This is a genomic window from Brucella pituitosa (assembly GCF_965577835.1).
In the GTDB taxonomy this organism is placed as follows: Bacteria; Pseudomonadota; Alphaproteobacteria; order Rhizobiales; family Rhizobiaceae; genus Brucella; species Brucella pituitosa.
In genome coordinates, this window is sequence record NZ_OZ264094.1 from 166,688 (window position 1) to 189,259 (window position 22,572).

A 22,572-nucleotide genomic window follows, 5' to 3' on the forward strand; every position below is an offset into this window, starting at 1 on the left:
TGACGGCGAAAAATTCGCCGTCATTTTGGTGTAGGACCATACTCACCACTTATACTGAAGTGTACCGACAACACTGCGCCCTTCGCCAACATTACAGGCGAGCGTGAAGAAACAGCTCGAAACATAATATTTATCAAAGAGGTTAGTGAAGTTGACTTTGGCCGTCAGGCCTTCGAGCTCAGGATTTTTCTTGCCAAAATCGTAACGCAGAGCGGCATCAACCAACGTGTAGGACGGTGTTTTGAAAGTATTAAGAGCGTCCCCCCACGACGATCCTGTATATCTCACCCCTCCGGAAACTCCCAATCCTTCGAGAACTCCGGACTGTACTTCATAGTCGAGCCATGCCGAGGCCATGTGATTGGGTATGCGAATGAGCTGCTTGCCTTCAGTCGCATAACTGCCTTCGGCAGTGGCTTTGGTGACTTTCGAGTCAAGGTAGGTGTAAGCGCCGATCAGACTAAGGCCATCACTGAGTTGAGCGGTTGCTTCAAATTCAAAGCCCCGGCGTACGAACTTCGCCAATCTGCGCTGACTTGGTCAGATCGTCCGGATCTGCGGTTGTGACGTTTGTACGAGTGAGATCAAATGCGGAGACTGTAAAGAACCCATCCCAACCCTCGGGCTGATATTTGACGCCAACTTCATACTGTCGGTTTTTCTCCGGTTCAAAAGCAGTGCCGAACCTATCTTCGCCAACGACGGGATTGAACGATTCCGAATAGCTGATGTAGGGAGCAATTCCATTGTCAAAGAGATAGGTAAGTCCTGCCCGACCCGTAAGCGCATTCCAGCTGCTGTCCTGCAGTGCTGTGGCAGACTTCGGCCGCGACGAGGTGCCAGTGTCGCCATCCCAGAGATCGTCAACCTTGGCGTTGATCCAATCCTGTCGCAAACCCACAGTCAGACGCCACTTGTCATAGGCTATCTGGTCTTGCGCATAGAGACCGTACTGACTGGTCGTTGTGCGACCATTCACCCACGAGTTCCAAGACGAAAAGTCTATTGGGCTTCCATATTGCGGAGAGAAGATATTCTCGATGCGGGGCCCGGTACCCCATTTTTCATCACGGGTCGCCCGGCTCCAGGCATAATCAAATCCGAACAACGCATTGTGTTCAAATGGACCCGTTTCTGCTTTCACATTGAACTGATTGTCTAAACCCACAGTGTCGCCAAAAGCATGTCGGAACTGCCAGTTGCGTGCAATGGCCGTCGCACCACCCGTGACGTCGCTATAGAGAAGCCCACTATTCCTCGCCAGATAGTTTTCCTGATTTTCGAAATTGGAATATCGGAAATTCTGCTTGAAAGAGATGTTGCTGTTGATCTGATGCGAGAATTCATAACCAAAACTCGCCTTTTCCTGCGTTTCCGCGTCAAATCCGGTTTCACCAAGAAACCGATGCATTGGCATCCGACCAAAAGGGCTCGATCCGTTGACCGCAGCCCAAGGGAAATTAGTGACTGCCAATGCCTTGTTACGCTGATACGAGCCAAAAAGCGTCAATTGTGTTTCTTTATCGCGTTTAAACGTGATGCTTGGCGCAATCAGCAACCGATCGTCGTCTGTATAGTCGACAGTCCCATCAGCCAGACGACCCAATGCCACGAACCGACCCAGAACAGTCTTTTCGTCATTCAGCGGGCCGCTCACGTCGACCGCAACCTGCTTGTGATTGTTTGTCCCTATCGATGTCTGAACTTCGCCACGCGCAAAGTCAGTTGGCCGCTTCGTAACCAGATTAATCATGCCCCCCGGTTGGTTCTGTCCGTATAGAACCGAGACCGGACCTTTCAGGACTTCAACACGCTCAACCGCAAAGGGCTCGGTCGCCATGATACCGAAATAACTGAACGGCGTTTCGCGGAGGCCATCGGTATAGGTGTTTATGTACTGTCCTCGGATAAAAATATTATCGGCAGCGACAACTGCACCACCATAATCAGATCGAACGCCCGCCGTGTAGCGCACAGCTTCGTCCAAACGGTTAACATCCTGCACGTCCATTCTGTCGCGCGTGATCACCGATATTGATTGCGGGGTTTCGATCAATGGCGTGTCAGTTTTGGTCGCTGTCGAGCTTTGCGTCGCAACTATACCGTCAACGGGTCCCCAAGCACTTTGTGAATTTCCTTCAACTGTAATTGTATTCAGAACTGTCGTGCCGTCTGCAGAGATTGCAGCGCCATTCGATGCAGATGCTGATGGATCGAAAATCTGAACGGTCGTAGCATTGCTGAAGCGATACGTCAGACCTGTACCGTTTAACAGCATCGAAAGAGCGGCTTCGGCGGTCATAGTGCCCCGCACAGCGCGACCTGATGCAGTAATGGCCTGGTTTTCGCGAAACACAACCGACAGGCCTGCAACCCGGCCAATATCATTGACTGCCTGTGTAACGGGCTTGGCGGGAATGTTGAAACTGATCTGACGTTGGGCTGACTGTTGTTGGGCTTGCGCAATAGTAATTGAGACACTGCTTGTCGCTGCCAACAGTGCTGCCGCCAAAACAAAGCTTACCCTACGAACCCCGTACACCATCATTTCCGCCTGCCCTTCTCACGCTTGAACATTTTCGAGCGCGGATGGCAGTCAATGCCAGCCTCATCCGTGCTTCTGATACGTTCACGGATGAGACGGTCAATCACTGAACCCCGGATTCATATTTTTTCCAGAGAACGCCTTTTTATTTGGCCATCGGAATTTCAAGGGTGGAGAATGGTCAGTCGACCAGCGATCGTGTTCATCCGAAAACCGACACTTGCCTGAAGCGAGGCAAGCGCAGCATCCGGTTCAGACAAGACAAAGCTTCCGGTTACAAGCTCATCAGCAAGTTTTGACGTCGCGATGACAACACGACCCTTACGATAACGCTCAATTTCCCGAACAACGTCTGATAAGCGGGCCCGGTAAAAGACAAATCTCCCGTCACGCCAGGCGAGCGCATCAGATACATCAACCATGCGGACCGGATCTATTCCCGCTGCACCAAAATGAACCTGCTGGCCGGGATCGAGAACAGCTGTGTCAGTCTGGTTCGCCATGCTTACAGCTACTCGGCCGTGCTCCAGTGTCACTGAAGCTCCATCCTCGCTGAGCCTGACGTCAAAGCGCGTACCCAACACACGAACTTCCCCGCTTGCAGCTTCCACTATGAAAGGGATCGTTGAAGGAACGACGCTAAAGAAAGCCCCTCCCCGTATCAGTTTTACCCGTCGTTCATTCTGTGCATATTCACTAGACAACGCACTGTCGGCGTCCAGCTCAATCGTTGATCCATCTTCCATTGTAATCGTACGACGTTCAGCCCGGACCGTCGTATAGTCGGCAGTAAGGTCCTCAAGCAGACCGGGGCGCTCCAGCCATACCCCGCCCGCCAGCGACAACAGGAGGATCACACTCAGCGTTGACAAACGGCGAAATGTCTTTGTTTGTTTCTTCGCCCGGTCCATCGCCCGAAGATAAACGGAAAGCTCTTCGGCTTCCCTTGCAGCAAGTATTTCTCCCGGCCGCTCCGTTGCATGCCATGTGCTTTCAACAGCCTGATACGCTTTATAATGGGCGGGATCGGATCGGAGCCAGTTATCAAATTCTGCTTGCTTAGCGGCCGATGGTGAGTCAAGCAGAGCCACAAACCACTCCCTCGCGGCTTTTCGGATTGCGGCCTCGGCAGTGTTTGGTGGCAAATGGTCGTTAAAACTCATAGGCTCCTGTAAACCTGACTTGACGAAACCCGCAAAAACACGCGCTTCTCTGTTTACTGTAATCAGCGTGGATCGTTAAGTGATCTTATCACAGGCTGCAACCGCTCTTGCCATATGCTTCGCAACGGCACGCTGCGAAATGCCCAGTACAGCAGCTATTTCGGAAAAGCTTCTGCCGTGAATGCGGTTAAGAAGGAAGATATGCCGTGTCTGCTTTGGAAGAGTTGCCAGCATTTCATCAATGCTGCAGAGTTCTTGTCGGACTGCCAGTATCTCGAGAGGGGTAGCCGGATCGGCAGCATATTGCTCCGGCAATACGCCACTTACGAATTTCGCGCGGCTGCGTTCAGAGCGTGCATGGTCAATTGCTGCATTTCGAGCGCACCGCGTCAGATAGGCCGACTGATTGCCCTTACGTTCTGTCGCCTTCTCCCAGATACGCAGAAAAATGTCGTGAACCAAATCGCATGCGGTTGCACGACATCCCACCCGCCGACATATCTGTCGCTCAAGCCTGTCATGTTCAGCAACGTATAACGCTGCAATTTCGTCCGTTCTTGCGGTCATAAGGAAACAGATTTCGCTTCTGGCGATCACAATTGATCGGCTGTGTATTTCCTACGAGCAGCCAAATTACCTTGCAAGCATAGATATTTAGATGATTTCCAAGTGGCCTAACCACCCAAAATCATAAAGTTGCGTCTTAATGTCATGTTTTTCGGTCATATTCAGCGCCAGGCGCATCTTCAAGAAGGCTCCTCTGCACAGATAATCGTCGTTGATTTCCTCAAAACGTTGCCAAATGACAACACTCTCACAGAGACGCTTACAGCGTGAAGCGTATCACTTCGCCTCGATTCGCCAATGTGGAACTCAAAGCTTAAAGCGTTCTGGCTGCATCAGAGGAGAGCATCATTTTCCTCAAAGAGTTCAGTCTTGTTCCGGCCAAGCGATTTGGCCTTGTAAAGCGCCTTGTCTGCATTCTCCCAGAATATATCGAGTTCTGTGCGCTCTTTCATGTAACCCGAATAAATACCGATACTCACCGTAAACGGAACAGGTATGCCGTTGTGACTAAAAGGCCGTGCGGCAAGGTTTGTTCGAAAAATCTCGCACAGGTCTGCACTTGAACCGGATGGTAGCCCTGGAGCAAGGATCATGAATTCCTCACCGCCCACTCTTGCGATCATACCATTTTCCTTGAAGGTTTCTTTGAGCACCTTCGCGCAATGCTTGAGAGCAGCATCGCCGGCAGAATGACCATATGTGTCATTTATCGACTTGAAATGGTCAATGTCGATCATGATGACCGACACCAGGCTGGTTTTTTTTGTTCCCGGCATAGAATCTGAAAAAGTTTCAATGCTCCATCTGTTCAGAAGACCTGTCAGAGGATCACGCAACGCTATTTCCCGCAGGTTGTTCACACTACGCTCGTAAGCGATCAATAAGGAAAACGCTCCACTCGCGCTAATGTGGATGGCCGCAGCAATGAGATTAAGTTGCAAAAAGATATCTACGGGTAACAAGGAGTCCATGGAGGGATCGAATATCCATCCTTGTAAAGTACGTAAAAATGAAGACAGAACGAGCACCGCATAACTAATGCATAAGCCCCACCTGGATTTTAGATCTTCCTTTTCGAAGACAATAGTCCAGATAATTGCGAGGATCTGCATCGCAATCAACAGATTGATGACACCGAATACGGGGCCGTTACCTAACAGGGGTCTCAATAGGAAGGCGCAAGACGCTGCCAGAGGAATTAAGGTTATAACCTTCAACGGCACAGAATGGCTAAAAAATACGCGGATTGCGATCCAGCGGAAACTCAATCCTACAAAAAGCAGCAAATTTGGCAGGATAATGCTGTTGGCGCTTCCACCCATTTCTCGAGAAAACATAAAAAAGGCAACAGCAAGAACGATATTTGAAGCCACCATATAAAGCCAGTAAGTGCGATCCTTTGCTCCAAGCCCCGCGAATGAAAAAGCGATGGCGAAAACCACGAGCAAAAGAGCGTTGATCGTAAACATTGTCTGCTGATCCAAATTCATTGTGGCAAACATATTTAAGATTCCCGAAAACTCACTGCTCTAATACTCTTATAATTGAGAACTTATCCAATAATTATCTTTGGCGCTTACCTATCGTGTAACGCGGCACCGCGTTTTTGCCAAATAATGACTAAAGTTCCTCCAAGACATCCCCGAATGCTTCAATGTCCCTTAGTCGTTTTCGGCCCGCAACACCGGCTTTTTCAATGGCTCGCGTCGCCAGTAGGTGGCAAAGCCCCATCACGGCAACATGGTTGAACAGTGGCCCCGGCGCGAGGGTTTGACAATAAAAATGCCACTGTGCTGACGAACGCAATGGGGCACCTTCGTCAGTAATATAGAGTAGCTTTGCGCCCCGTTTTTCGATCACCGAAAGGATGTCGTCCATCTTTGCAACCCGTCGGCGAAGCGCAAAAACAATTACAAGATCATTCGGTGCGATTGCAGCTATATACTCGGCCAATGTTTGTCCCGGGCCAGGGACTGCAACAATATTGTCGACAACTTGCATCATCTGCCATTGCAGGTATGAGGCAAAGGGCTGGCTGCTGCGAAAACCCATAACCCAGGTCTTGCGGGTTGTTAACAGTATTTCAATTACGGCATCAATCTGAGCATCGCGAATAGACAGAAACGTTTTTTCAAGGTTCGCTATCCCCTGACCAATATGTGCTGCAAGAGATTGTCCTTCGGTTTGATCTGTCACGCTGGACAGAAAAAGGCGTGAGCCGGTCTGCTTTTCTTCCCGCGCATGTCTTCTGGATTCTTCATAAGACTCATAACCCAAACGGCGAACAAATCGGGTGACCGTCGCATTGGATACATGGGCGAGAGATGCAAGTTCGGAAGCTGAATAACTTGCAAGTTCGCCCGGAAAGTCACAGACGAAATCGCCCAGTCTCTTCTCCGCTGGAGGCAGATCCTTGAGTACATCTCTCACACGCGAGAGGAATGATCGTGGGGCAGCATTCATGAGTGTAAGTTGAAATCCAGTTTTCAGATTGCCTGAATTATTAGCAGATTTTCAAGGAGAGTGCATTCTTTTTGATCAAACACTGGCTCGACTATCCATTTGATTTCAAATAATAAAAAAATTGTTGTCAAAATTGATTTTCCTGTGCTTCAATATGAAAAAATAATTTCATACGGCTGAACAAAGGAGTTAGACCGTTATGGCAGGGGAACAAATGATACAATCTGGCGCAACGTCGCCAGCAAACCGGCAGATGGAGGAGGCCCTCGGGACGATTGGTGTCACGGGTGCCCACAAGCAAATTCTGCTACTCGTTTTGATTGGATGTCTCTTCGATAGCTTCGAACAAAACACCATTGGCCTGGTTGGGCCAATCCTACGGGAACAATGGGGTCTGTCGGGAACAGATATCGGCTTTCTGAACACAATCACATTTGCAAGCGCTGCTGCGGGTCGTCTGTTGTCCGGTATTCTCGGAGATCGTTATGGCCGGCGTGTGATGCTCAGCATCAATCTGCTGCTATTTACTCTTGGCTCAGCCTTGTGTGCTCTCGCGCCAAGCTTCGGATGGATGTGCGTGGCGCGTGCGATTGTGGGCTTTGGTGTAGGCGGAGAAATTTCAACAGCGGTGACAATGTTGGCCGAATTCTGCTCACCGAAATTTCGTGGAACAGCTGCAGGACTTGTCAATGTAGGCGCTGGTGGGTTTGGGAACTTCCTTGCTCCCGCGTTCGGTCTGCTGGTATTCACACTATTCCCTGGGGAAAACAGCTGGCGTTGGCTGTTCGCTGTTCTTGCAATTCCTGCTTTCCTCGTGGTTTTTTTCCGACGCTATGTTCCTGAAACCCCACGCTTTCTGGCCTCGCAAGGCAAGATCGAGGAAGCCAACAAAGTACTTTCAATTTTGGCGTCGGGCACATTGAGGCCCAGGAATCTGAAAGTGAAAGAATATCTTTCCACGCAGGAAGCGAGCGAAGTCAAGCCGACAAAAGGCAATTGGAAGGAACTTTTCCACCCTCCATTTATCGGCCGCACTATCCCGGTGGCGATTGCCATCCTCATGAGCTACGGCGCTCAGCTATCCGTTCTGACGCTCATGCCCATGATTTTTATCTCAATGGGATATACGCTTTCAGGCAGCCTTCTTTACAGCATGATTATCCAAAGCGGCAGCGTTCTGGGCGCGATTGCAGCGTCGGCCTTCGGGTATTATTTCCCGCGTAAGAAAGTTCTCACTTTGGGTTCGGTATGTGCGTGCGTAGCGGCACTTGCTATCATTTATCTTGGAACAAGCCTGTATTTAGTGCTCTTCTTCGGCGCGGTGTTCCAATTTTTCGTCTTGCTTCTCAATACCTCAATCTGGATTTATGCGCCGGAACTTTATCCGACCCGTATCCGCGGTTTCGGTGTGGCTCTGATCCTGGCGAGCGGTTCAGCGGCAGGCTCCTTCGTTCCAACCATTGCCGGAGCACTGTTTGACAGTTTCGGAATGATTGGTGTGTTTAGTCTGGCGGCATCGATGTACGCCGTCTTTGCATTCTGCATCCAGCTCGGACCAGAGACCTATCGTCGTTCCATGGAGGATCTGACTCAGCCTGCGGAAGCAGATACCCCACACCCAACAACACTTAAAACTGCGAAAGAACAGGCGTAACAATAATGGCATTGTCTCCTTATGTTTTGCTGATCAACCCGAACAGTTCAGAAGCCACGACGGAGATGATGCTTAGTATTGCGCGGCGCACGGCCGCAGGGCGGCTTCAGCTTGAAGCCGCCACGGCCGACCGCAGTCCGCCAATGATCACCAATGAACCACAACTGATAGCGTCTGCAGCGCAGGTTATAGAAATTGGCATCAACCATGCCTCCGCATGTGCCGGGGTGATTGTCAGCGCCTACGGAGACCCGGGGGTCGCACATTTGCAGGACAAATTGTCCGTACCTGTGATCGGCATCTGCGAAGCTTCGATGATCATGGCAGCAGGAAGGGATCGCAAGTTTGGCGTGGCGACCGTAACTCCAGACCTTGCGGATGCAATAGCTGCTCGGGCAGATAGTCTTGGATTGATGCAGCTCTACACAGGAATACGTTGTACACTCGGCGATCCGCAAAAGCTTGCCAGCAACAACGATCAATTGTGTGAGGAATTGGAGAAGGCAGTAAACCTTTGTGTTCTTGACGGGGCACAAGCTGTCATAATCGGTGGAGGCCCTCTCGGTGAAGCAGCCGAATATCTGCGATCTCGCTTCGAAATTCCTATTATAGCACCAATATCGTCAGCAGTAGAGCTCATGATATCGGCCCTCGATTTGTAATGACAGTAAACGTGCCCCCCTACAATTGGTTTTTTTGCCTCAGATCACCGCCTTTGAGAGAAACCAGGCTCGCTGAAAAACAGCGGATGAGAAGGTTATCGACCACCTCGTGACTCACGCCAGCAGAACCTGCGCCGCTTCATAGAAGCAGGCTGCAACTGGGGATCACATGATACCTCTTTGAGATCATCTGGATGGGCCGCCATGTCGGTTACTCCATCTACGAGTTGGCTTCTTGCAAAAAGTAATAAAGCTTAATTCAGCAGCCTTTGAAAAGAATTTCTATGTCGTCTCGCCTGTCTCGAGATAAACCGGAAGCACAATTTCAGCTTCGCTGAAATAACCGTTACTGAACCGGTCCAGCAATTGCTGCCCGGCAGTTTCACCGATTGCATAGGCGGGAGATATGACGGTCGTGATCAAAGGGCGCGCGTAGCGTCGTGACTCAAACCCGTTAAAGCCTGCAATCGCAACCTCACCGGGGATCGAGACCCCTCTTGATTGAAGTAAATACATCGCGCCTATCGCCAGACGATCATTGGCACCAAAAATGGCTTCCGGAAGTGGATTATGATCGAGGTATTCGGTCAGCGCCTTCTGCGCCGTATCAAAATCTTCAGAAGGCGAGTCGATGATATCAACGGACGCTTCTGGAGACAGCCGCTTGATTTCAGCAGAAAAGCTGGCAATACGCGCTTCTACAGCTGGCCAATCCGTTTTCGGCCTGATGATAAGTATCCGCTTAAACCTGCGCGCAGCAAAATGATCGGCCAACATCTGCCCGCCGCGATAGTCATCCTGTCGTATCGTGCAGATATCACCATTGATGCGCGCTGGTTCCTGTAACAACACAACAGGTTGGTCCATACGGATCAGATCCTCGATGATCTGTTGGCGTTTTTGTTCCGGGCCAGACAGGATGACACAGAAACCGTCTACGGAAAAATTGCGGACAGCAAATGACTTGCTGAACTGTTCCAATGGAATGCCTTGCAGTGTCAGGGCGTGCTCGCGATTGCTCAAGACGTTGCTCAGTCCTGCCACAACATGTGCATTGAAATGATCCGATAAGAATGAGCGCGTTTCATCGACGATAATAACGCCAACTGCCCTGCTTTGCGCCATGCGCAAGCCACGTGCACTCTCTTGCACGCGATAATTCAGGCGTAGGATTTCTTTTTCAACGGTTTTGCGCGTGCTTTCACTGACGAACTTGTGTCTGCCGTTAATGACATTGGAAACGGTCATGGGTGAGACGCCAGCAGCTGCTGCCACATCCTTGATGGTTACACGACGTCTTCTTGTGTCTGCAGGGCCGGATGTCATTTTTGCTTTTCTTCCATAGTTCCCGCTCAACAGCCATCTCAACGCTGGCGGCGATATCCGCTTTTGTTTGTCTGTTGAATGCAACCTCTACCTGCAGGCAAGGGAGCACGCAAAGCGGCGTAGCGTCAAGCCATGGAACTATAACGTAAAATAGAAAAAAGCAATATGGAGAAACAATCTGGCTCACATACCCATCTAATATTGGAAATTGACAGGCAACACGCAATATGTAACGTTAAATATAACCTTCGAAAAGAGTAGGTTCATTTCAAAAAATAGGGGAACTCTGCATGAGGAAACATATGCATGGAATTGCCGCATCCGCGGTGCTGGCCGCCGGACTGCTTCTGGGGGTGGCCGGAGCTTCTGCGGATGACAAGTCAATCGTTGTCGTAACAGCCGGCGGTGTATTCGAACAGGCGATGAAGAAGAACTTCTTCGAGCCATTTACAAAAGAAACCGGCATCGAAGTTATCTCCGTGGCATCGGGCCTGGGAGCCCAGTGGGCCAAAGTCAAAGCAATGGCCAGCCTGCCTGAAGCGGAGTGGGACATCGTAACCGCGCTCCCCAACGACAATTTTGCCCAAGCGCAATATCTGGAACCTATCACTTGCGATCAGCTCTCGAACGCGGCAGAATTTGCTATCGAGGGAACATGCATGGGGCATGCTGTCCTGCGCACCTGGGGTGCGAATGTGTTGGCTTGGAACACGGACAGTTTTCCTGACGGAAAGCAGCCGCAGAACTGGGCAGATTTCTGGAATGTGGAACAATTCCCTGGCCCCCGCGCAATGCCTGACGCCAGCTACTGGCCCTGGTTGCTGGTTGCTGCACTTGAAGCCGATGGTGTTTCTAAGGACGAGCTCTTCCCGCTCGACGTCGAACGGGCATTCGCAAAACTCGAACAGATCAAACCCAATATTGTCGTGTGGTGGAAGACCGCTGACCAGTCGCAAAACATCTTGCGTACTGGTGAAGTCGTCATGTCGATGATGGGATCCGGACGCGCCTCTACCCTGATCGCCAGCGGCGAGCCTATCAAATTTACCTGGAATCAGGGCATCAAGGACACCGGCATGTGGGCTGTCCTCAAAAATGCGAAAAACAAAGAGGGCGCGATCAAATTTATCAATTTCTTCCTCGCCAACCCTGAAGCACACGTAGCCTTCTCCAAAGAATTCCCCTTCGAGACGCCGAACAGCAAGGCTTTGGATCTGATCAGTCCGGAAGAGCGGAAAACGCGTGGCGGAGACCCGGCCAATATGGCTGTACAAATCGATCCTGACTGGAAATGGATTGCAGAAAATGATGCTGCAATGCGTCAACGCATGATTGAGTTTCTCAGTCGATAAATCCAGAAACATCACAGTTATGGAAAATCGAATTAGAGCGGTTCCCACGGCTCTACGTTGAGTGGACCGCTCTCATGTGCCTGACAAGGCTCAATCCGGAGAATTTTGATGTCTAGAATGGGTGCCCAGGTCGAGATCACAAATCTGGTCAAGCGATATGGAAGCAATGTTACAGCGGTTGATAATGCGAATTTCAAAGTAGATGCAGGAGAGTTTCTGTCGGTGCTCGGGCCGAGTGGTTCGGGGAAAACATCGATATTGATGTGTCTCGCCGGATTTGAGGTTCCAACCTCCGGAACGATTGACATCGGTGGGCGGGATGTAACCGCATTACCACCGAACAAGCGTGAGATCGGGGTCATATTTCAGCGCTATGCGCTTTTTCCCCATATGAGTGTGCGCGAGAATGTACGTTTTCCTTTGAAAATGCGCAGTATGGCAAAGGCTGAATCCGACGCGGTTGTCGAAGAAGCGCTGGCTACAGTCAGGCTCTCCGGCCTCGCCGATCGCATGCCCGATCAGCTTTCCGGCGGCCAGCAACAGCGTGTTGCGATAGCCCGTGCAATCGCCTTTCGTCCACCGCTGTTGCTTATGGATGAACCACTCTCCGCATTGGACAAGAAACTGCGGGAAGAGATGCAGATCGAGATCAAAGAACTGCAACGCAAGCTGGGTTTGACCATTATATTCGTCACACATGATCAGGAAGAAGCACTTACGATGTCTGATCGTATTGCTGTGATGACACATGGGCGGATCGAGCAGATTGCAGCTCCCGACATGCTTTATCGAGAACCGACCACCCGGTTCGTGGCAGGTTTCGTTGGCGAAACAAGCTGCCTGCCGGGCACTGTAAAACGAAACTCAGACGGCTCTGTACTCGTGGCTTTGGATGGCGGCGGCGATGTGCAGGCGATATTACCTTCAGGCAACTCCGTAAACGAAGGCTCTGCTGTCGAGATATTCGTGCGGCCGGAACATATCATCGCATCGTCCAACGCATCGCCGGGAACATTCGAAGCCAGTATCGTCTCCAAGAGTTTTACCGGGGCATCAATCGTAGTCACCAGCCGGACAAAAGCCAATGTGCGTATTGCAGCCCGACTGGGGCTGGACGCGGCGGCGAATATTCCGAGCGATGGGACGGTATTCTTGTCAGTCCAGCCAGGCCGCGCCACCTGCTTTCTTAAAGAAGGCGCCACGCAATGAGTGCTGAAACCAACCGTCGAAGCTTGTCTCTGTCATCAAGCCTGATGCTTGTTTTGCCATTGCTACTCATTCTTCTCGTGGTTTTTCTCTGGCCGATCCTCAGATTGATAGCAACCAGCCTGTTCGATCCTGATTTCACACTTCGTCATTATCAAGCCGTGCTTTCAGACGATTTCACGCTGATCATTTTCTGGCGTACGTTCAAGGTCAGCTTTCTTGTTGCAGCATTGGCTCTGATTATAGGCTTCCCCATCGCGAACCTGATGAGAAATGCATCCCCTATGGGAGCGACTATCATTGGAGCATGTGTGCTGATACCGCTATGGACCAGTGTTCTGGTTCGCAGTTTTGCATGGACCGTCTTTTTACAGCGCAATGGTGTTTTCAATACGTTTCTGCAGTGGACGGGAATCACGGATGCACCGATAGGCTTTTTATACAATGAAACCGCTGTCATCGTCGCTCAGGCCCATGTGATGCTACCTTTCATGGTCATGCCCATCTATCAATCCCTGCGCGCCATTCCTGAAGAATTGCCGCGTGCTGCACTCAGCCTTGGCGCTTCACATGGTTCAGTATTTCGCCATGTTATTTGGCCACTTGCACGGCCAGGGGTTACCGCGGGCTTCCTGATCGTTTTTATTGTATCGCTCGGGGCTTTCGTGACACCCGCTCTCATTGGCGGACCTCGGACGATGATGCTTGCGACGGCAATCAGTAATGAAATTACCGAGAAATTCGACTGGGCACGGGGCGCGACACTTTCCGCGATCTTGCTCATTGCCGTTCTCGTATTGATTGCGATTTTTAACCGCTTCATGAAGCTGAACCAATTGGATCAACGATAATGAACCGTATTCTCTCGGGCTTGCCGCTGCCTGTCCTGTTGACGCGTGTGGCGGGCATCTTCGGCCTCGCATTCCTGCTGATGCCGACACTGATCGTCATACCAATCTCTTTCGGTCCTGACCGTTATCTGCGTTTTCCACCACGCGGCTTCACATTTGATTGGTATAGGGAGCTTCTTGCGGACCCTGCCTGGCTTGGGCCCGCCCTCTTTTCCTTCAAGATTGCGATCACCGTAGCCGTCATTTCAACGGTTTTCGGCACCATGGTCGCATTGGCACTTTCACGGGGACGCCTGCCGGGGAAACAACTGATCTCAATGGGAATGCTTGCGCCAATTATTGCCCCCAACATCGTTGTTGGTGTCGCCATGTATCTGATGTTCTCGCAAATGGGGATGGCTGGCTCGACTGTAGCCTTCGTTCTGGCACACACCACACTTGCAGCACCTTACGTGATCATCACAGTATCTGCTGCTCTTGCCGCCACGGACAGGGATCTGGAACTTGCCGCGATGAGTCTCGGGGCCTCTCGCTGGAACGCATTTCGCCATGTCACACTACCACTGATACTGCCCGGGCTCCTTGCAGGCGGCATCTTCGCATTCATTGTATCCTTCGATGAGCCGGTGGTGTCTTTCTTTCTTTCCAGTGTGCGCGACAAAACTCTGCCACGCAAAATTTTCGAGGATCTGGATTTCGATGTCTCGCCCGTTGTTGCTGCCGTTTCAACCCTTCTTACATTCGGATCAGTGGCATTGCTCGGACTTGTTGCCGTACTGAAGAAAACAAGAACCTCATCGCCCAAACAAGATGGCTAGAGCATTTCCTGTTTTGATTGAACCATTGGCAATGCTCAATCCATTTGTCTTTATACGCATCTTTTTCCGAAAACCGCTTCGCACTTTTCGGGAGCTCTAGCGCGATGCCCGCCTTTCCAAAAGGCTTCGGGTCATATGATCCGAAGCCTTTATACGCATAATCCGATTTCCAGAAAATATATGTTCAAGAGCGCTGATCTGCTTTAATCAGATCGATACGCGCTAACCTTCGGGCAGAATTTTGCCGGGGTTTAGAATGTTCAGCGGATCGAGTGCCTGCTTGATGGTTCGCATGACATCTACCGCTGTCGCGCCGTGTTCCGCTTTCATATATTTTATTTTCCCGTAGCCGATACCATGCTCTCCGGTACAGGTTCCATCAGCAGCAATGGCGTGCAGTACGAGGCGTTCGCTCAGCACGCCAACGGCGCGCATCTCGTCCTCTTTCCCGGGATCAACGACATAGGTCACATGAAAATTGCCGTCGCCGACATGCCCCACAACTGCAACATAGAATGGCATCTCGCGGCTGTCTTCGAGTGCAAGTGCTATGCAATCAGCGAGGCGGGAAATCGGGACACAAACATCTGTACCCCACAATCTGGCACCTGGGCGCATGTTACTGATAGCGTAATGTAGGTTGTGACGAGTATGCCAGAGCTTTTCACGGGCTTCAACATCGCGTTCCCACACGAAGTCCGCCGCTCCTTCTTCCACTACAATTTTACGAACACGTTCAGCCTGATCATCGACATCAACCTGCGTGCCATGAAACTCGAAGAAGAGTGTCGGTGTCTCGTTGAACGTTGTTTTCGAATATTTATTCGAAGCAATGATGCCATTGGCATCAACCAGTTCCATTCGTGCAACTGCAATCCCCGACTGCACAATCAAAATGGCCGCCGAAACTGCCGCTTGTGTCGTAGGAAACGCAGATATGGCCGTTGCTTCACTCTCCGGGCGACCATGCAATCTGACAGTGATTTCGGTGATGATACCGAGCGTACCTTCGGAACCGACAAACAGGCGCGTCAAATCATAGCCTGCTGCAGATTTTTTCGCCCTGCTTCCTGTTTGCAGGATGCGACCGTCAGCCAGTACAACGGTTAGTCGCACGACATTCTCGCGCATAGTGCCGTAACGCACAGCATTTGTTCCGGATGCTCTGGTGGCAACCATACCACCAATGGTCGCCTCAGCACCGGGGTCTACTGGAAAGAAAAGTCCGGTATCACGCAAGTAACTATTTAGCTGTTGCCGGGTAACCCCTGCCTGAACTGTAGCATCGAGATCGCCAGCGCTGACATTAAGTACCGCATCCATACGGGAAAGATCGACGCTTAATCCTCCGTGCAGCGCTGCAACGTGACCTTCGAGCGAAGTACCTGCACCGAAAGCTATAACGGGCAACTCAATTGCATGGCATATGCGGAGAATTTCCGCGACTTCTGCGGTTGAACGAGGAAAACACACCGCATCGGGTGGGGAGACGGGGTGATAGGCCTCTCCTCGTCCATGCCTGTCTCGCTCAGCATGAGCGGTGGTGACCCGATCACCAAGTAGCTGCTCTAATAGTGGCAGCGCTTGTTGAAGTTTGTCGTCTCGATTGCTCTGCATATCATGCCTCTCTGGGAACAATTCCGGCAGCAGTCAAGGACAGCTGGCTGCCGGAAGTGCCAAGACGCGATCACAGCGCCTTCATGTCCGCATATCGATAATCTGAAGCGCATCCCGACGAGGTGATACTGCTTTATTTGTCGAACACCCGTAACCGGGGACTGCAATTCGTTCTAAAGCACGCCGTATCGCGCATAGACATCGCGAAGATAGCCGCCACTGCGAAGCTCCGAGCTTGAGCGATCTTCCCCCTCCAGCTTGTTGAACGCGACAGCCAGCACCTCATCCTCGATTTCTTGCGGCACGACCACGACACCGTCAGCATCACCAATGATCAGGTCACCGTATTTCACGCGCACGCCGGCGCAGATTACCGGAACATCGATGGCCATGATCTGACCACGCCCCTTGGAATCAAGTGGTGCTATGCCGCCATGATAAACCGGCAATTTCAGCTCACGGATTGTTTTGATATCGCGAACAAAGCCATCGGTTATGCAGCCAGCAGCCCCTCGGCCTACGGTGGCAGTGCTCAGCAATCCGCCCCATGGAGCAATCCTGCCGGACCCACCACAGGCGAGCACTGCAATATCATTGACCTTCAGATCATCGACCAGCTTTATTTCAAGCTCATATGGATTGACGCCTTCTTCGACATGAGCGACCTCCATATAGATTCCAGTGCGCGCACGTCCGCAAAGCTGAAGGGATTCATCAAGTGGGCGTATATGGGAAGGCATCGCGCAATCGCGCACGCCCACTGCATCAAGCGCATCGGAAACCAATGCTGAGAAAAGCAGGTGGTAATTATCCGGAAGTTTCTTGGCTGTCATAATCTTCTCTCTTCAGGTTGATTGATAGTAGTTTTGTTTCAAACGGATTTCGCTGGAACGGCACTCCCACTGGAGCCCACCAAAACGCCAAAATCGGCTCCCTTGTCGGCCTGCATCACATTGTCGATGAAGATACGGCCATAGCCTCGCTCGTAATGGGGCTGAGGCGGCTGCCATTCGGCCCGGCGTGCCACCATTTCCTGATCCGTAATATCCAGATGAAGACGACCCGTTTCGACATCAAGTTCAATCATGTCACCATTGCGTACGAAGGCGAGAGGACCGCCAATTGCAGATTCAGGAGCAACATGAAGAACGACAGTTCCAAAAGCAGTGCCGCTCATTCGCCCGTCCGATATACGGACCATGTCACGCACGCCTTTGCGGAGTAACTTGTTCGGCAATGTCATATTGCCAACCTCCGGCATGCCGGGATAGCCAACCGGGCCTGCATGTTTGAGAACGAGAATGCAGCTCTCATCCACGTCAAGCTCGGGATCGTCTATCCGGGCCTTGAAATCCCGCATATCCTCGAATACCACCGCCCTGCCCCGGTGCTGCATCAGCTCTTGCGACGCCGCAGAGGGTTTGATAACTGCACCGTCAGGCGCGAGATTTCCACGTAGAACCGCAATTCCACCACGGGCCTTGAAGGGTTCTTCAAATGGTCGAATGACATCCGGATTGTCACAAGCCGCATTTGCTACTTCCTGCGCGATCGTGCGCCCGGAAACGGTCATCGCATCACCGTGCATCAACGGCAGCAACTCTCGCATGAGCGCAGGCAAACCGCCTGCATCGTAGAAATCTTCCATCAGATATGTGCCAGATGGCATCAGATTGAGAAGACAAGGCACGGTTTTTCCAAGACGATCCCAATCGTCAAGTGTGAGGTCGATACCCAATCGCCCGGCGATAGCCAAAAGATGCACCACCGCATTGGTTGAACCGCCAATGCCACCGTTCACGATAATCGCATTTTCCAGTGCCTGCCTGGTCAAGATATGCGAGAGCCGGATATCGTTCTTCACCAGCTCAACGATACGCTTGCCAGACTGCGCAGCGAGAACAGCGCGACGACTGTCTACTGCCGGGATTGCAGCATTTTGCGACAACGCCATACCCATGGCCTCGGCAAGAGATGCCATGGTTGATGCGGTTCCCATCGTCATGCATGAGCCAGCTGACCGGCTCATCGCGGCCTCGGCATCGAGGAACTCTGCCGTGGACATCTCTCCGGTATGCAGCATTTCATCAAAGCGAATGACGTCGGTTCCGGACCCGAGCTGACGTCCCCTGAACCGCCCGTTCAGCATCGGGCCACCAGAAACCATGATGGCGGGAACATCGACACTGGCTGCCCCCATCAGGAGCGCTGGCGTGGTCTTGTCGCAACCCGCCAGCAACACAACCCCGTCAATAGGGTTGGCCCGTATGGTTTCTTCCACATCCATGCTGACCTGATTGCGATAAATCATCGCCGTTGGTCGCACCAGGGACTCACCAAGGCTCATGACCGGGAATTCGAGCGGAAGCCCTCCAGCGGCCAGAACGCCTTTCTTGACGTGTTCGGCAAGCCCGCGAAGATGTGCATTGCATGGAGTGAGCTCCGACCAGGTATTGCATATCCCGATCACCGGACGCCCATCGAACATTTCCGGAAGAATACCCTGATTTTTCATCCAGCTGCGGGCGTAGAACCCATATTTGTCGGCTGTACCGAACCACTGCGAACTGCGAAGCTCTCTCTTTGTGCCCATGGATGAGTTCCCGAATATTCTTATGATTACATTTAACGTTATATATAGCTAATCGGTTTTTGGAAATGATGTCAATATGGTCCAATAAATTCTGTTTTAAAGTTGCATATGTCGCCGTCTGCCAAATTTAATACGACTAATACTTGACAGAATTTTGCCAAGAATATTTAACGTTATATGTCATCAAATGGGAGCCAAAAATGATCGTCGATTGCCATGTGAACATATTCAACCCGGAACAAACACTGCCGCTGTTCCATAGCCTGACGCCGAGCTCGCGTCCCGGGTCGATGGGAATGGCTGCTGATGCAGATACAATTTACAAAGCTATGGCCGACGTCGATAAGGCCATCATATTCTCGCTTCGATACAAAGATGCTATCGGCGTTGACGGCGACGACGAAGTTACCGCCGCCGCAGTGGCAAAATATCCCGACAAGTTTATCGGCTTTGCCGCTATGGATCCACGTCGCCCGGACTACATGGACCTTTTGGTTCATGCGATTGAAGACCTCGGTCTTAAAGGCGTGAAGTTCGGACCGATCTACAATGGTGTTTCTTTGCTCGATCCACGTCTGGAACCGGTTTACGAATATTTACAGCGCAAAAATTTGCCTCTCACCATGCACATGGGAACAACGTTCGGTGCCAATGCGCCTGTTCAATATGGCCGCCCTCTCGACGTCGACACAATCGCGGCACGTTATCCGGATTTAAAGATGGTAATGGCCCATATGGGGCACCCCTGGTATGAAGAATGCATCATCGTTGCCCGCAAACAACCCAATGTTTATTGCGAAGTCTCCGCACTCTATTATCGCCCCTGGCAGTTCTACAATATCCTGGTTTGTGCGCAGGAATATCTGATCACAGAACGTAACAAGATCTTCTGGGGTACCGATTTTCCCTGGACAACCGTTGAAGAATCCATTCAAGGGCTTCGTTCTATCAACGATCAGATTGAGGGAACAAATCTGCCTCGCATCAGCGAAAGTACAATCGAACGTATATTGCATTCCAATCCGTTAGAACATTGGTGGCATGGTGGTTATGCGGGTTAGTTTGTCATGACGATACGATTTGATGGAAAAACCGCACTCATCACGGCTGCTGCTCAGGGCATTGGCCGTGCGAGTGCGCTGGCTTTTGCGGAAGCTGGCGCCAAGGTCTACGCGACCGATATCAATGAGGCAGCCCTCAAGGAACTCGACGGTGTTTCGGGCATTATCACCCGCAAGCTCAATGTGCTTGATGAGGCGGAAGTGAAGGCAGCGGTCGCCGAGATCGGTCAGGTCGATATCCTGTTCAACTGCGCGGGCGTCGTCCATGGCGGCTCAATCCTTGAGATGAAGGACGAAGACCTCGACTTCGCGATCAATCTCAACATCAAGGCGATGATCCGCACCATTCGCGCCGTGTTGCCGGGCATGCTGGAACGCAAGGACGGTGCCATCGTCAACATGGCGTCGGTCGCTTCGAGCGTGAAGGGCGTGCCGAACCGCTTTGCCTATGGCGTCACCAAGGCCGCTGTCATCGGTCTGACTAAGGCTGTTGCTGCCGATTATGTTGCCAATGGCATCCGCTGCAACGCCATCTGTCCCGGTACGGTTGAAAGCCCATCGCTGCAGGACCGTCTGCGTGCGCAGGGCGATTATGAAGAGCAGCGCGCGGCCTTCATCGCGCGTCAGCCAATTGGCCGTATCGGCCAGCCGGAAGAAATCGCCGATCTCGCGGTCTATCTCGCGGGTGCAACGTACACGACCGGTCAGGCTTATAACATTGATGGAGGCTGGACGATTTAAGTTCGCTGCCGAAAATCCCCACAAGGAGTAAACTCATGAAATTTCTTCGCTATGGCGAAACCGGTCAGGAAAAGCCGGGCCTTCTCGATGCAGACGGCAATATCCGTGATCTGTCCGCCCATGTAGGCGATCTTTCCGGCGCGGCTCTGGCCCCGGATGCACTCGCCAAACTCGGTTCGCTGGATGTCAATGCGCTGCCGAAGGTCGAAGGCAACCCACGCCTCGGCCCATGCGTTGCAGGCACCGGCAAGTTCATCTGCATCGGCCTCAACTATGCTGATCACGCTGCAGAATCCGGCATGGCTGTACCGCCAGAACCAGTGATCTTCATGAAGGCTACTTCAGCAATCGTTGGTCCGAATGATGATCTGCTGATCCCGCGCGGTTCGGAAAAGACCGACTGGGAAGTCGAACTCGGCATCGTTATCGGCAAGACCGCGAAATACGTCTCGGAAGACGATGCGCTTGATTATGTTGCGGGCTATTGCACGCTGCATGACGTTTCGGAACGCGCTTTCCAGATCGAGCGCGCTGGTCAGTGGACCAAGGGCAAATCCTGCGACACATTTGGTCCGACAGGTCCATGGCTGGTGACAAAGGACGAAGTTGCCGATCCGCAGAACCTTGGCATGTGGCTCAAGGTCAACGGCGAAACCATGCAGGACGGCTCGACCAAGACCATGGTCTATGGCGTGCGTCATCTGGTTTCCTATCTCTCGCAGTTCATGTCTTTGCAGCCGGGCGACATCATCTCTACCGGCACGCCTCCCGGCGTTGGCATGGGCATGAAGCCACCGCGCTACCTCAAGGCTGGCGACGTTGTCGAACTCGGCATCGAAGGTCTCGGCACACAGAAGCAGAACGTGCGCACTGACTAATTCTAAGCTCTCCCAAAAGCTGCCGGGAAAAGATACCGAGGAGCGAAGAGGTTTCTACAAAGCAAGCGGAACGCGGGCCCGATCCCTCCCTATCGAACGACCGCTACAAACCGGTCCCTAACAAGGTCCACCAATGTTTGCCTAGTCATCCATACCCCAAAGTTCGGGGTTGCGTTTAAAATGCTCGGTCAGCATTTCTGTGAGCACCCGCACTTTGCGCGTGGGATGCTGGCCTGGCGGGCGCACGACATAGGCGGCCCCCGGAGGGACCGGATAGCGTGTCATGATTGGAACCAGTGCACCGGCGGCCACATACTCATGTGTAATACAATCAGGGAGCCAGGCGATGCCCAGACTCGCCGCAGCGGCTGCGGCGAGCGCCGTAGCACTGTCGGCCTTGAATCTGCCTTGTAGTTGGACCGTAACAATCCTGCTTCCATCCATGAACTGCCAGGCTTCTGTTCCCTGCATGAGGGCCTGATGGTTAACGAGCTCATCAAGGGTTTCAGGTGAGCCGTGTTTTTCGACATAATCCGGGCTTGCGACAAGCTTTCCATGGATCGGCCCAACGCGCCTCGCGATAAGATTGGAGTCCTGAAGGTAAGCGCCACGAATTGCGCAATCAAAACCCTCCGCAATGAGATCGACAAAGCGATCACTATAGGAAGTGTGGATGTGAAGTTTTGGGTGCAGACGCGCCATTTCGGCGAGCACGGGGGCAAAGTGGGTCGCACCTAAGGTAAGCGGCATGGCAACTCTCAAGCGGCCGCGCAATTCACCGGCAGGAAGGATCGCTTCCCTGGCTGTATCAATCTCAGCGCTTGCTCTGGCTGCATGGTCTCTGAATGTCACACCTGCTTCCGTAAGCGCTGCACCACGAGTCGTTCGCGCAAGAAGCTGCACACCAAGCTCCGTTTCAATTCGAAAGAGCCGCCGGCTGACAATCGACTTCGAGACACCGAGACGACGCGCAGCAGCAGATATACCCCCGGCATCCGCTACTGCAACAAATGTCTGTAGATCTTCGATGTCCATTTCGACGTTCCTTGTTTCGCGACACAGTTTGCCGGACTAT

20 protein-coding genes are annotated in these 22,572 nt (G+C 52.0%); 9 read left to right on the plus strand and 11 right to left on the minus strand.

Annotated elements, in window-relative coordinates; genetic code table 11:
- Positions 1-42: 42 nt before the first annotated feature.
- The 6 genes from ACSME1_RS20000 to ACSME1_RS20025 all read right to left on the minus strand — a co-directional run bounded on the left by ACSME1_RS20000 (position 43) and on the right by ACSME1_RS20025 (position 6,738).
- Complete coding sequence (locus tag ACSME1_RS20000) at positions 43-525, minus strand: TonB-dependent siderophore receptor (protein ID WP_435655690.1); 483 nt, start codon at positions 523-525, stop codon at positions 43-45.
- On the minus strand, positions 497-2,497 hold the full coding sequence (locus tag ACSME1_RS20005) for a TonB-dependent siderophore receptor (protein WP_435655691.1): 2,001 nt from the start codon (positions 2,495-2,497) through the stop codon (positions 497-499). Before ACSME1_RS20005 ends, ACSME1_RS20000 begins: the two co-directional genes overlap by 29 nt.
- 212 nt (positions 2,498-2,709) lie before the next feature.
- Positions 2,710-3,708, minus strand: coding sequence for a FecR family protein (locus tag ACSME1_RS20010; protein ID WP_105707183.1), 999 nt, complete (start codon positions 3,706-3,708; stop codon positions 2,710-2,712).
- Between the two features lie 75 nt (positions 3,709-3,783).
- A complete protein-coding gene (locus ACSME1_RS20015; protein WP_105707262.1) occupies positions 3,784-4,275 on the minus strand; it encodes an RNA polymerase sigma factor in 492 nt (163 codons plus the stop codon).
- A gap of 332 nt (positions 4,276-4,607) precedes the next feature.
- A complete protein-coding gene (locus ACSME1_RS20020) occupies positions 4,608-5,777 on the minus strand; it encodes a GGDEF domain-containing protein (RefSeq protein ID WP_105707184.1) in 1,170 nt (389 codons plus the stop codon).
- Between the two features lie 118 nt (positions 5,778-5,895).
- Positions 5,896-6,738 (minus strand): MurR/RpiR family transcriptional regulator, encoded by an 843-nt coding sequence (locus ACSME1_RS20025; RefSeq protein ID WP_105707186.1) that lies wholly within the window; start codon positions 6,736-6,738, stop codon positions 5,896-5,898.
- A 199-nt stretch (positions 6,739-6,937) separates the two neighbouring features.
- Here ACSME1_RS20025 and ACSME1_RS20030 point away from each other — a divergent pair, with 199 nt between their 5' ends.
- Together ACSME1_RS20030 and ACSME1_RS20035 are read left to right on the plus strand one after the other, a co-directional pair.
- Positions 6,938-8,392, plus strand: coding sequence for an MFS transporter (locus tag ACSME1_RS20030; protein WP_181153653.1), 1,455 nt, complete (start codon positions 6,938-6,940; stop codon positions 8,390-8,392).
- A gap of 11 nt (positions 8,393-8,403) precedes the next feature.
- Complete coding sequence (locus tag ACSME1_RS20035) at positions 8,404-9,054, plus strand: aspartate/glutamate racemase family protein (RefSeq protein ID WP_181153658.1); 651 nt, start codon at positions 8,404-8,406, stop codon at positions 9,052-9,054.
- Positions 9,055-9,336: 282 nt separating this feature from the next.
- Here ACSME1_RS20035 and ACSME1_RS20040 read toward each other — a convergent pair whose 3' ends face one another.
- A complete protein-coding gene (locus ACSME1_RS20040; protein WP_100559825.1) occupies positions 9,337-10,380 on the minus strand; it encodes a LacI family DNA-binding transcriptional regulator in 1,044 nt (347 codons plus the stop codon).
- Between the two features lie 302 nt (positions 10,381-10,682).
- Between ACSME1_RS20040 and ACSME1_RS20045 the strand changes: the two genes are divergently transcribed.
- The 4 genes from ACSME1_RS20045 (at position 10,683) to ACSME1_RS20060 (ending at position 14,607) form a co-directional block, all read left to right on the plus strand.
- Positions 10,683-11,732, plus strand: coding sequence for an ABC transporter substrate-binding protein (locus ACSME1_RS20045; protein WP_210202178.1), 1,050 nt, complete (start codon positions 10,683-10,685; stop codon positions 11,730-11,732).
- A 108-nt stretch (positions 11,733-11,840) separates the two neighbouring features.
- Positions 11,841-12,941, plus strand: a complete 1,101-nt coding sequence (locus ACSME1_RS20050; protein ID WP_105707192.1) for an ABC transporter ATP-binding protein — start codon at positions 11,841-11,843, stop codon at positions 12,939-12,941.
- Positions 12,938-13,789, plus strand: coding sequence for an ABC transporter permease (locus ACSME1_RS20055; protein WP_100559819.1), 852 nt, complete (start codon positions 12,938-12,940; stop codon positions 13,787-13,789). The genes ACSME1_RS20050 and ACSME1_RS20055 overlap by 4 nt, the downstream gene beginning before the upstream one ends.
- Positions 13,789-14,607 carry an ABC transporter permease gene (locus ACSME1_RS20060; protein ID WP_105707195.1) on the plus strand — a complete coding sequence of 273 codons (819 nt, stop codon included), beginning with the start codon at positions 13,789-13,791 and terminating at the stop codon, positions 14,605-14,607. The genes ACSME1_RS20055 and ACSME1_RS20060 overlap by 1 nt, the downstream gene beginning before the upstream one ends.
- Positions 14,608-14,829: 222 nt before the next feature.
- On the opposite strand, the gene ACSME1_RS20065 is transcribed toward ACSME1_RS20060, so the two are convergent.
- The 3 genes from ACSME1_RS20065 to ACSME1_RS20075 all read right to left on the minus strand — a co-directional run bounded on the left by ACSME1_RS20065 (position 14,830) and on the right by ACSME1_RS20075 (position 18,817).
- Positions 14,830-16,224 carry an FAD-binding oxidoreductase gene (locus tag ACSME1_RS20065; protein WP_105707196.1) on the minus strand — a complete coding sequence of 465 codons (1,395 nt, stop codon included), beginning with the start codon at positions 16,222-16,224 and terminating at the stop codon, positions 14,830-14,832.
- A gap of 173 nt (positions 16,225-16,397) precedes the next feature.
- Entirely contained in the window at positions 16,398-17,057 is a 660-nt protein-coding gene (locus ACSME1_RS20070) for an RraA family protein (protein WP_435655692.1), read from the minus strand.
- A 38-nt stretch (positions 17,058-17,095) separates the two neighbouring features.
- A complete protein-coding gene (locus ACSME1_RS20075) occupies positions 17,096-18,817 on the minus strand; it encodes an IlvD/Edd family dehydratase (protein ID WP_105707198.1) in 1,722 nt (573 codons plus the stop codon).
- 200 nt (positions 18,818-19,017) lie between these two features.
- Between ACSME1_RS20075 and ACSME1_RS20080 the strand changes: the two genes are divergently transcribed.
- Genes ACSME1_RS20080 through ACSME1_RS20090 form a run of 3 tightly spaced genes read left to right on the plus strand, consistent with a single transcriptional unit; the run spans position 19,018 to position 21,497 of the window.
- Positions 19,018-19,878 (plus strand): amidohydrolase family protein, encoded by an 861-nt coding sequence (locus tag ACSME1_RS20080; protein ID WP_105535244.1) that lies wholly within the window; start codon positions 19,018-19,020, stop codon positions 19,876-19,878.
- A gap of 6 nt (positions 19,879-19,884) precedes the next feature.
- Positions 19,885-20,619 (plus strand): SDR family oxidoreductase, encoded by a 735-nt coding sequence (locus ACSME1_RS20085; RefSeq protein ID WP_105707200.1) that lies wholly within the window; start codon positions 19,885-19,887, stop codon positions 20,617-20,619.
- Between the two features lie 35 nt (positions 20,620-20,654).
- A complete protein-coding gene (locus ACSME1_RS20090; RefSeq protein ID WP_105707202.1) occupies positions 20,655-21,497 on the plus strand; it encodes a fumarylacetoacetate hydrolase family protein in 843 nt (280 codons plus the stop codon).
- Between the two features lie 141 nt (positions 21,498-21,638).
- Here the strand turns inward: ACSME1_RS20090 and ACSME1_RS20095 are convergent, their stop codons facing one another.
- Positions 21,639-22,532, minus strand: coding sequence for a LysR family transcriptional regulator (locus tag ACSME1_RS20095; RefSeq protein WP_105707204.1), 894 nt, complete (start codon positions 22,530-22,532; stop codon positions 21,639-21,641).
- Between the last annotated feature and the right edge of the window lie 40 nt (positions 22,533-22,572).